Annotated in this window: 7 protein-coding genes; 1 reads left to right on the forward strand and 6 read right to left on the reverse strand. The window is 63.5% G+C overall.

Features of this window, described 5'->3' with window-relative positions; translation table 11 throughout:
• Positions 1-13 precede the first annotated feature (13 nt).
• From BUB04_RS08530 to BUB04_RS08540, 3 genes are all read right to left on the reverse strand, one after another.
• Positions 14-1,642, reverse strand: coding sequence for a SpoVR family protein (locus BUB04_RS08530; protein ID WP_073038575.1), 1,629 nt, complete (start codon positions 1,640-1,642; stop codon positions 14-16).
• A gap of 253 nt (positions 1,643-1,895) precedes the next feature.
• Positions 1,896-3,116 carry a DUF444 family protein gene (locus BUB04_RS08535; RefSeq protein WP_073038576.1) on the reverse strand — a complete coding sequence of 407 codons (1,221 nt, stop codon included), beginning with the start codon at positions 3,114-3,116 and terminating at the stop codon, positions 1,896-1,898.
• Position 3,117: 1 nt separating this feature from the next.
• Entirely contained in the window at positions 3,118-5,184 is a 2,067-nt protein-coding gene (locus tag BUB04_RS08540; protein ID WP_073038577.1) for a serine protein kinase, read from the reverse strand.
• Positions 5,185-6,100: 916 nt separating this feature from the next.
• On the opposite strand from BUB04_RS08540, the gene BUB04_RS08545 reads away from it, so the two are divergent.
• On the forward strand, positions 6,101-7,324 hold the full coding sequence (locus BUB04_RS08545) for an anion transporter (protein ID WP_073038578.1): 1,224 nt from the start codon (positions 6,101-6,103) through the stop codon (positions 7,322-7,324).
• Between the two features lie 420 nt (positions 7,325-7,744).
• On the opposite strand, the gene BUB04_RS08550 is transcribed toward BUB04_RS08545, so the two are convergent.
• From BUB04_RS08550 to BUB04_RS20280, 3 genes are all read right to left on the reverse strand, one after another.
• Positions 7,745-8,611, reverse strand: a complete 867-nt coding sequence (locus BUB04_RS08550; protein ID WP_073038579.1) for a DMT family transporter — start codon at positions 8,609-8,611, stop codon at positions 7,745-7,747.
• A 392-nt stretch (positions 8,612-9,003) separates the two neighbouring features.
• A complete protein-coding gene (locus BUB04_RS08555) occupies positions 9,004-10,200 on the reverse strand; it encodes an MFS transporter (protein ID WP_073038580.1) in 1,197 nt (398 codons plus the stop codon).
• Positions 10,201-10,419: 219 nt separating this feature from the next.
• A complete protein-coding gene (locus tag BUB04_RS20280; RefSeq protein WP_084076317.1) occupies positions 10,420-10,659 on the reverse strand; it encodes a group II intron maturase-specific domain-containing protein in 240 nt (79 codons plus the stop codon).
• Between the last annotated feature and the right edge of the window lie 7 nt (positions 10,660-10,666).

Below are 10,666 nucleotides of genomic sequence, written 5' to 3' on the forward strand. Positions count from 1 at the left end.
GGTCTTTCCTCGATCACAGGAGGACCCTGGTGAGTTTTCGGTCCTCCATGGTGTAGAGCACCCGGCGCGCCGTCGGCTCCGCCTGCTCCTGCTGTGGCGTGGCGTAGGGCGAGGAGGCTTCGGAACGTTCCCGCACCCATTCGGTGGTCTCCAGCTTCACCGGCCCGCCCCACAGAAAGGAGATGCCCAGCATGGTGTTGCCGATGAACTCCCGCACCAGGGGCTTTCCCTCGAACCGGTGCCGCAGGTACAGGCATCCGTCGTCCATGAGGGATTCGTCCACCTCCACCACCGGCGGGTGGTAGAGGGATTCCAGGAGCATCTGCTTGTAGTCTTCGGCCCGTCGGCTCTGGACGAAGTATTCCCACACCCCCTTGTGGGGATTGAGGCGCCGGCCCACCACGAAGAGCCTGTATCGGTCCACGAAGTCCTGGTCGATGAAGGTGTTGAGAAAGAGAAAGTCGTTGTAATGCCGCCGAACCTCGAAAAGGGTCTCCAGCCCCCGGCCGGTTCCGGCGTCGTAGCGTACCCGTTCCCGGGCATCGGTGATCTGCCGGTACGGCAGGGACAATTTGCCCTTGTCCGCCAGCTCCTCCACGTAGCTCAGAAGCCGCATGCCCAGCGCGTAGGGGTTGAGGCCCACCCGGGGCATGGAGGTGACCAGGGCGTGAATGCGGGCGAATCCCACCTCGTGGCCCGAAATGCGGTCGTCGGCCAGGAAGAGCTTTTCGTGCCAGTAGCTGGCCCAGCCCTCGTTCATGATCTTGGTGCGGATCTGGGGCTGGAAGAAAAGGGACGTGCTCCGCACGATCTCCATAACCGTCTTCATCCAACGGTTTTCTTCCCGCTGCAGGAACGGCGAATGGTGTTGCAGGTACTCCAGGAGATCCGTGGGGCGAACGGCATCGCGCTCAAGGTGCCTTTCGTAGAGGGAATCGAATTCGGGATACCGGGTGAGCACCTCGGCAAAGAAGAAGGAATCGGCCAGGTCCCCGTATTGCCTGCGGCACGCGTTGTAGCGGTCGATTTCCCGCAGGTATTCGTGGACGGGGATCTTCTGCACCTGCTGCAGGAAGTGGTCGAAGTAGAAATCGAGCCGCGAGGGCTTGGGGCGGCGCTCCCCGCCGTTTCCCGAAAGCTCCCTGTAGTAGCCCACCAGGTTGTCGATCCCGCGGCTGAACTCGATGACATAGTCCACCCACCGGCCCTTTTCGGAGCGGAGCATGGCGATGGCCCGCTTGTCGGAAAGGGCCTTGCCGGCGAAGTCTTCCCCCCACGTGTTTTCGAAGTGCAGGTTGTTCTGGAAGAAGTCGATGTGGGCCAGCACGTGGTAGAAGATCATCACGTTGAGCCAGTCCGGGTTGTTGTCGTTGTAGAACGAGATGGCCGGACGGGTGTTGATCACGGTCTCGTAGGGGTTGTTGGGATAGAGTTCGTAACGGCCCTTTTCCCGGTGCACCTCCACGTCGTGAACCCAGTAGTCGTAGAGGGTGGGGATCATGTGCCTGGGGGTGAGTTCCAGCAGGTCCCGGTTGGTGACGATGTATTCCAGGGTTTCGGGGGCGAACCGCAGTCCCGCGTCCCAAGCCCTTTCCTTGCACCCTTCCATGATGGCTTTGGTGTGTTGATCGATGAGTTCCATGATTCTTGCCTCCGTGGCGACGCCCCCGCCGCCTCCAGAGCGTGTCCGGCAACGGGTCTTCCTAGTCAATCGACAGGGGGCCCATCTTCTTTCGTAGGCGCGGGGCTTCAGCCCCGCGGAAAGGGGACACCGCAATCCAAGGAGATAACGGGCGATACTCGATGGGCCGTCCAGCGTCCGGGGATTCCTCCGCAGCATTCGAGGGCTGCCCTAGGAGAAGAGCGGGCATTCCAGGGGTTTTCAGACAAGTTCTTCAGGAGAGCAGCCGGCGGATGCCTTCCACCAGGCGATCTTCGCCCGCGCCCTCCTCGATGGTGTCCAGGCGGAACCGCTCGGGAAACCGCTCGGTCAGCTTCGCCCGGCCGATGTATTCCTCCACGCGGGACCGGTAGCCGTTGCCTCCGTGGCCGTGGGCCACGGTGACGCCCACCCGGTTGGCGTAGGTGAGCATCTTGTCCAGTTCCGGCAGGGTCTGGCTGCCGTCGGAATCCCAATCGTCGCCGTCGGTGCCGTGGAAGATGTAGATGTTGTAGTCCCGGGCCAGGTTGTCGCGCTCCACGATCTCGTTCACCAGCCGGTAGGCGGACGCCACCTTGGTTCCGCCGGCGATGGTGGAGTTGTAGTAGGTGTAGAAGTCGGGCACTTCCTTGGCCTCGGTGTCGTGGAGGATGAAGCGGGTCTCCACGCGCCGTTCGTACTGGTAGACGAGCCAGCTGTAGATGAGCACGTGCTGGCCCACCACCACTTCCGTGGGCCGCCCGCTCATGGACCCCGAATAGTCGCGGACGAAGAAGACCAGGGCCTGCGCCTCCAGGGACGGCTCCCGGGAAAGGATCCGATAGACCTTGTCGTCCGGTCCCATGAGGAGCTCCGCCGGATCGATCTCCGCGTCCGGCCCGATGCGGCCCAGGGCGATGTTGGTGGCCACCAGGCGGCGCAGCGTGGCCTTCTTGTCCAGGATCTGTCCGGCGCCCTGGTGGCGGTCGGTGAGCTCGAAGGCGATCCGTCGAAGGGTCCTCTTGTTTCCCTTGTTCCTGAGGTTGGGCAGCTCGAACTGCTCGCTCAGGATCCGCCCCAGATCGTAGGCGCTGGCCTCGATCTCGTGCTCGGCGCCTTCCCCCTGGCCGGCGCCGCCCTGGCCGCCTCCGTTGGAGCCGTGGATGGGCTCCTCGCTCACCACGTCGCCTTCCTGCCCGTCCCCGGCCCCGCCGCCGGCGCCGCCTCCTTCGTCCTGGGGCGGGCGCGTGTCGTGGATGAACTTTTCCTCCACCGTGGTGGGCACCAGGATCACCCGCTCCTTGCCGCCCCGGCTGGGCTTGACCAGCCGCCCGATGCGGATCTTTCGGGGAAAGCCGTCCTTTTCCCGCTGCCGGTCCCGCTCCAAAAGCTCCTCCACGGAACTCAGGCTGTGGATGTAGGAGGCCCCGGCGGGTCGGCCCATCTGCAGTAAAGTCCAGTCGTCGTAGCGGTCCATGTCAGTTCTCGTCGTCCTGGGTGCAGAAGTATTCGATGGTCTTCTGGGCGCACGTGGTACAGTAGCCCAGCTTGTGGAGCATGGTGTGGATCATGCGGTCGTAGAGCTTCTGGTTCTCCTCGTTGGTGCGGTTGGCCAGGGCCCCGATGAGGCTCCCGGCGCCGGCGATATCCGATTTCAGCCGCACGTCCGTCACCGCCTTGACCAGCTCCAGGTTGTCCATGAAGTCGTAGTCGGGATCCACCGACATCTTCTGGCCGTAGATCTTGCGGATGGTGGTCCGGAACGACTCCTGCTGCTCCCGGGTCTTGAGCCCCAGGCGCTCCTCCACGCTGCGCACGTACTTTTCGTCGATCTTGATGGCCTTGAGCTCACCCGTCTGGGGATCCCGGTACTTCCACATGCGGTCCGGCCCCACCGTATCCGCGTCGATCCCGATGATCATGTTCACGTAGTTCATCACGTCCTTTCGGATAGCCTGGGGCTCGTCCATGTAGGCGTTGAACATCTCCGTGGTGATCCGCTCCCGGTAGAGGCCCTTGGCGATCTTCAAGTCCTCCAGGTACTTGGCCCGATCGGACGCCTCCGAAACGTAGTCCAGGATCACCCGCTCGAAGGCCTTGAAGATGTCGTAGGCGAAGATGCACTGGCCTTCGTTGGTCTCCGAGGTCTCCATGGCCAGCTGCAGGGCGCGGCCCAGGTTGCGCTGGCCCAGCCCCTTCTGGCCGAACCGCTTGGTGATGTCCGGCTCGTGGTTGAGCTGGTCGATGAGCTCCGCCAGGGTTTTGACGCTCTTTTCCCCGGCCACCTCGCCCGCCGCCAGCTTCATGGTCTCCACGGGGGTGAGCTTTTCCGAGCGGGACAGGCGCGAGAGCACGGCCATGACGGAGGCGGCGTAGTTCAGGTTGGGATCCTGGTGGAGCCGCTCCTTGGTGAGGGTCGTCTTGGTCTCGCTTCCGATGGCGTAGGCGGTGAGCTTCTGCTGGAGCTTGTAGTCGGTGTTGTGGGCCACGTAGCAGATACGGCACCGGTCCACGATGGGAGCTTCCTCTCGTTCGGCGAGAAAGCGGTTGAATTCCGAATTGTTGCTGGTGGCGATGATGAGGGTGTCCAGGGGCCAGCGGAATCCGTCGATTTCGATGTTGCGGTTCTGGATCACGCCCAGATAGACTTGGACCAGGTCCTTCTTGTTCTTGAAGATCTCGTCGCTGAAGTGGATGCCGCCTCCGGCCACCCGGGCCAGAGCCCCCCGACGCAGGTCGAACCGGTAGGGGTTGTTGGCGTCGGCGATGTGGAGCAGCCTCTGGATGGACTCTTCGCCCAGAAGATCCACGGCGGAAGAGGTGATCTTGTCCTTGGCCGAGTATTTTCCCGTGATGGTTCCCAGGCTCTCGCTCAAAGGCACCGGCACCACCTGCACGAAGGAGAGCATCCGCTCCAGGTCGCCGTCACAGGCTTGACGGATGTCGTTCCAGATGTATTCGCTGCAGGCGCCCAGGGGGCGGTAGTCGGCGAAGAGCGCCTCCAGCTGCTCGTCGTTGAACCCGACGCGGCCCTGGAGGAAGGATTCCGTGTCCCGGCGCGATTCGAAAAGGTTCATGGCCAGGACCATGGGGTCTTCGAAGGTCTGGGACTGGATGGTGGTGATGCGCCCGTAGCCCGGAAGACGGTCCAGGCCCGTGAAGTGGAAGGTGTAGCGGCGGTTTTCGGGCCGGGCGATGAACTGGCGGTAGAGGGAGCACAGAGTCTCCACGAAGAAGGTCTTGCCGTTTCCGGGCTCGCCCACCAGCACGAAGGCCATCTCCCGGGACGAACCTCCCTCCGCGGCGTCCTTGACGAAGGAGACGAAGCTGTTGATCTCGTCGTACATGCCCACCACGGGCTTGGGGCCCCGGCGGAACACCTTGAAGTCGTAGGTGGTCTTGCCGTTGACCACCACCTTCTCGATCCCCGCCCCGTCGTCCAGAATCATCCGGGCGACGGCCTGGTAGGCGTTTTCGAAGCGACGGCGGCCGTCGCGCACCTGTTCCACATGGTCCATCAGGGATTTTGCACCGTTTCCATTCATGGTCACTCTCCTCATGACCGCCACGGTGCCCGGTGCCGCCGCCCCTTGTCATCGCCCCCAGACACGAAAGCCATGGTCCGGGGACCATGGCCTTCAGGGATACCGCTGCAGCGACCCGCGACTCCATGGCCCGTGTTTGTTGTTCCTGCTTGTCAGCAGCCAATCCAGGGTGGGTTCCACTGCGCGCCCTCTCTCCTTGTGATTCACAGCTCCGGTTCCACTTCCAACCCAAACGGCGTGCCTTGCCAGGTGCTTCCACTGATTAGCAAATCGGATGCCAAACCCAGAACGAGCCTGGGAGCTTGTCCGAGAACGGTGTTTTTCCCGGGAGCGCGGGCGTCTCGCCCGCTCCTCGTGCGGGCCGATGGCCCGCGCGCCCGGGGGAAGAATCTTCGGACACCTTGTCGGCGCAACCGGACGGGGATTCTTGTCCTCCTCGTACCTAAACTGAGCGATTTTTTCTTCGGGTGTCTTTTCCACCGCGTGATTAGCGGGCGGGGATAAACCCCGCCCCTACCCAATGGGTCCGTGCCCTTTTGTAGGGGCGGGCTTTACGCCCGCCCTTCGGAACCTGTCCATGAGAAAGAATCGTCCAATTCAGGTCGTAGACGCGGGGCTTCAGCCCCGCGGAAAGGGTTATCGTAACCCCATGAAGTGACAAGAAATAAGCGATGGCCCACCCGATGCCCGGGGGATCTTCCGCAGCCCTAAAGGGCTGCGCTACGGCGAAAACGGTTATCTCCAGAGTTCTCGGAAAGCCTCGCAGGACGAAGAGGAAAACCGCAAAGGAACGGGGACGGAAGACGATGGGCCGGCGGCGGAAGCCGCCATTTGAAAAAGCAGTTTCCCTGCCCCACGTTTTGGTGTATGGACCGCCCGTTTCCATTGGAGAAACGACGGGAGGTGCGGGGCGGCCATGAACACGACCATTGTGCTGATCTTTCTCGTGACCTATGCGGGGGTGGCCCTGGGGCGCGTTCCCGGTCTGGCCCTGGACCGCACGGGCATCGCCCTCCTGGGCGCCATCGCCATGGTTTCCCTGGGGGCGGTGAGCACCCACGAAGCCGTGAACGCCATCGACCTTCCCACCATCCTGCTCCTCTACGCCCTCATGGTGGTTTCCGCTCAGTTCCGGCTGGCGGGCTTCTACACCTGGGTGGCCCTCAAGGTGGCGCGTCAGCTGGATCATCCCGGGCGGTTCCTTTGGCTGCTCATGCTCACCAGCGCCGGGCTTTCGGCCGTCCTGGCCAACGACATCGTCTGCCTGGCCTTCACGCCCGTACTCACCGTCACTTTGGCGCGACGGTCCCTCAACCCGGTGCCCTACCTGGTGGCCCTCGCGGTTTCCAGCAACATCGGATCGGCGGCCACCATCATCGGCAACCCGCAGAACATGCTGATCGGTCAGGTGGGAAATCTGGACTTCCGGGACTTCTTCCTGTGGAACCTGCCGCCGGTTCTGGCCTCCCTGGCGGCGGCCTACGGGATCATCCGGGTGCTGTCAAGAAATTGTCCTCCCTGGACGGGCCCTTCCGTGGAGGAAGCCCACGGCACGTGGCCGTCTCTGGACGCCCACCAAACCCGCAAAGCGCTCTTCTACACGGGGGTGCTCCTGGTCCTCTTTTTCACTCCCGTCCCGCGGCACATGGCGGCCCTGGCGGTGGCCGCCTGCCTTCTGTGCAGCCGCCGCATGAAGACCCGCTCCATCCTGGGCCTGGTGGACTGGCACCTCATCACGCTCTTTTGCAGCCTCTTCATCCTGGTGGCGGCCGTGGAAAAGGCGGGGCTTCCCCACCGGATCATGGCCGCCCTGGGCGGCGGGGGCCTGCACGTCACCAACCCCTACGTGCTGGCCGGGGTCTCCGTCGTGCTTTCCAACGTGACGAGCAACGTGCCGGCCGTCATGCTGCTTTCCAAGTTCCTTCCCGCGGGAAACCACCTCCTTTGGTACGTTCTCGCCGCCTCCAGCACCTTCGCGGGCAACCTGGTCACCATCGGAAGCATCGCCAACCTGATCGTCATCGAGGAGGCGGCCGCCCACGGCGTGTCCCTCTCCTTCCGGGAACACGCCCGCTACGGGGTGCCCGTCACCCTGGCGTCCCTGGCCCTCCTGGCCCTTTGGATCGCGATCACCCGGTAGGAGCCTGTCCGAGAACCCCATAAACCGTCACTCCCGCGTCAGCGGGAGTCCAAAATGCACCATCCATCCAGGACCCCGATTTCGCGCGGCGGACGGAGGACCATTGAAAGGCGCAAATCAGCAATTCCCACATTGGACGATTCTTGTTCCTAGTGCGGTCTTCGAGGGCGGGCGTAAAGCCCGCCCCTATAAGATGCCTTGATCTGTTGGGTAGGGGCGGGGTTTATCCCCGCCCGCTCATCCTTGGTGATAGGAAAACCCCATGAAAAGATCGCCCAATTTGGGCCATTGTCGAACAGCCGCTCAGGAGCCCTGTCCGGAAATGCCGTTCACCGTTTCTGGCCGGAGACACCCCCCGGTATCACGAATGGTTGAGACCTGGCAGAAAGGGACGCGATGCAGGGCCGACCGTCGCAGTCGTCAGGAACGGGCGGCGGGAGCGGTGCGGGCGGGCAAAGCCCTTTCCAGGTTGAGGGCCACCGCGCCCCCCAAAACCAGCAGGGACCCGATCCAGAACCGGAGGGAAACCGGATCCCCGAAGACGAGGATGCCGGCCGCCACGGTGAGCACCACCTCGCTGCTCATGAAGACCCCGCCCTCCCAGCTTCGGCAATAGGCGAAGCCCTGGTTCATGAGGAGCTGGCCCGCCAGGGTGGCCGCCACCAGACCGGCGCAGAGGCCCCATTCGAGCCCGGAAGAAGGAAGGATGGGATGGGAGACGAATCCGGGGAAAACCACCACGAGGCCCATGGCGCACAGGTAGAGGTAGATGGTGGCCGATCCGTTGGTGGCCCGAAGCTTCTTGATGAAGGCCACGGTGAGGCCCGCCAGGGCGCTGGCGCAGACGGCCAGAGCCTTTCCCTGGGCAGCCCCGTCCCAGCGGAAGTCGAAAAGCAGTGCGATGCCCGCCAGCGCTCCGGCGATGCACAGTGCGCCGAGAGGGGATACCTCCTCCCGGTAAAGGACGTAGGAAAAGAGGGCGGCGAAGGCCGGAAAGGCATAGAAGATCACCATGGCCGTGGAAATGGGCAGCAGCTGAAGGGCGGCCACCAGACACAGAAAGGCGCACGAGCCCGTGCAGCCGCGGATGAGAAGCAGGCGCCGGTTGCTCCCGCGAAAGGGATTGGTGTGCCGGAAAAAGAGAAGCACCAGGAGCACCAATCCTCCGGAAAAGCGGAAGAACGCAATGTCCCACACACGGAATCGCGGCCCCAGCAGCTTGATGGCAAGGGTTCCCAAGGTGAAGAAGAAGGCCGCGGCCAGCATGAGCGGCAACCCGGAAGACATCGCAGCGCCTGGCACAAGAGGTTTCACCGTAAGATCCCCTTCCATGAGAAAAGCTCCAGCCGACTCCGCCGTTCGGCCCTCCCCGACGGCCTACCATACACCCCCTTCCCGCTTTTCGCCATGCCGATCGCCAATCACCGCCGATCCTTCAAGCAAAGCGCAAGTAAAACCGGCCAAGGGGAGAACAACCCGTCCTCTCTGTCGAGCCACTAATGGAAACCTAAATTGGACGATTCCTTGTCACGGAAGGCCCTGAAGGGCAGGCGTAAAGCCCGCCCCTACAAGATGCCTTGATCTGTTGGGTAGGGGCGGGGTTTATCCCCGCCCGCTCATCACGCGGTGTCAGAGACGCCCGAAGAAGATACCGCCCGGTTTGAGGGAAAGGGGAAGGATCAGCAGCCTTCCGCGTCGGCCGAGGGGTGGAACTTCAGCAGGGGCAGAAGGGCCGAAACGGCCGCCACATAGGCCCCGGCGCCCAGAAGGCCGGTGGAGAAGGCGCCCAGGTCGCCGAAGCGGCCGATGAGGAAGGGAAAGAGGCCGCCTCCGATGACGAAGGCCAGCGGTGGGCCGAAGGACGTGGCGATGCTTCGCCGGACGGGCGGGACCGCCTGGGACAGGGCCGCGAAGGCCGGGGCGAAAAAGAGGGTGATGAGCGCCGGCTGCAGGAAGACGAGAACCACCAGGAGGCGTCCCTGCGCCGGGATCATCCCGACGAGGGCCAGACCCGACAGGATGAGGGCGCTTCCCATGGTGATCCGGATACCCAAACGGTCCGCCAGCCACCCCCCGAGGAAGGTCAAGAGCAGGCCCGGCAGCCGCGACAGGCCCAGAAGAATGTTGGCCGGCCCCGGGGCCCAGCCCTTTTCGTGCACCAGAAAGAGCGGCAGCATGCTGTAGACGCCGACGGCCGCGCCGATGCCCGCCCCGAACAAGACCACGATGATCCAAAACCCAGGAAGCCGCAGAACGTCCCCAAGCGAAGCAATATCGGGGCGCCTTCCCGGAAAGGCGCCGCTTCCGCCCTTCCAGGCGTAGAGGATCCCGGCCCCCGCCGAAAGGGCACCGAGCGTCACCACCAGGACCCGCCACGACATCCAGGCCAGAGCCCCTTCCACCAGGAGCGGTCCCAGCACCATGCCGAGGCTCGGGGCCGTCTGATGGAGCCCCATGGCCTTTCCCCAGTCCCGGCGGGAAACGGAAGCGGCCAGCGTGGCCACGGCGGACGGCAGGTGCATCCCGGCGGCCAATCCCAGCGCCGTCAGAAGAAGCTTCAGGAGCGCCAGGGAGTGGGCCCAGGGCGTGAAGATCAGCACGCCTCCCACCGACAAACCGGACAGGATGAGGGTGCCCCGATGGTGGATGCGCGACGAGAGAAAACCCGAAATGATCTGGCCGGAGACGAACCCCACGGCCATCCACAGGAAGAGCGAACCGGCTTGCGCGTGCCCCATGCGCAGTTCCCCTTCCAGCAGAGGCATCAGGGGAACGAAGACGAACCTGGCCAGGAACCCCAGAAGGAAGAGGAGACTGAGAAGAAGGACGTCCCCGATCTTGTGGCGAAAGGAAACCGGTTCAGGACAGACGGTCATGAAAGCCCCTGGGCTGCGCCGCTACCTCGACAATCCATGGGATTCGCTCCAAGATTCCATCCCTACCGCGGTACCCGGCAAGCCGAGGCTCCGCAGCGAAGGAAGCGCACCTTGGCGCAGGAGACCGCTGATAGGGGTAGGAAGGACTCGTTGCCGAGTCCCTCCCCCCTCCGAACCGTACGTGCGGATCTCCCGCATACGGCTCTCCGGTTGGTGGTTTTACCCCGCTGAGGACTGGAGCATTGCGCGATGGGCTGCCACGAGGCTGTACAACCCATGGCGCTCAAAGAAAGCATTCGGCCATCTGTTATGATCGCGGCCTCGGCTGATCCCCTTTCGTCCGCTGCGCTTACGCAGAATACTGCGCAGTCGCCGACGAACCCATGAGTCGAGACGGGGAAACGTCCACCTGGAGGAGTGTTTGAAGTATTCCATCCATCCACGAAGGCTGCGGTTCACTTCCGTA

This window comes from Desulfacinum infernum DSM 9756 (assembly GCF_900129305.1).
GTDB classification, from domain to species: domain Bacteria; phylum Desulfobacterota; class Syntrophobacteria; order Syntrophobacterales; family DSM-9756; genus Desulfacinum; species Desulfacinum infernum.

Coding starts and splice junctions, on each gene's coding strand:
- BUB04_RS08530 (WP_073038575.1), bottom strand. CDS start 1,642: ATGGAACTCATCGATCAACACACCAAAGCCATCATGGAAGGGTGCAAG.
- BUB04_RS08535 (WP_073038576.1), bottom strand. CDS start 3,116: ATGGACCGCTACGACGACTGGACTTTACTGCAGATGGGCCGACCCGCC.
- BUB04_RS08540 (WP_073038577.1), bottom strand. CDS start 5,184: ATGAATGGAAACGGTGCAAAATCCCTGATGGACCATGTGGAACAGGTG.
- BUB04_RS08545 (WP_073038578.1), top strand. CDS start 6,101: ATGAACACGACCATTGTGCTGATCTTTCTCGTGACCTATGCGGGGGTG.
- BUB04_RS08550 (WP_073038579.1), bottom strand. CDS start 8,611: ATGTCTTCCGGGTTGCCGCTCATGCTGGCCGCGGCCTTCTTCTTCACC.
- BUB04_RS08555 (WP_073038580.1), bottom strand. CDS start 10,200: ATGACCGTCTGTCCTGAACCGGTTTCCTTTCGCCACAAGATCGGGGAC.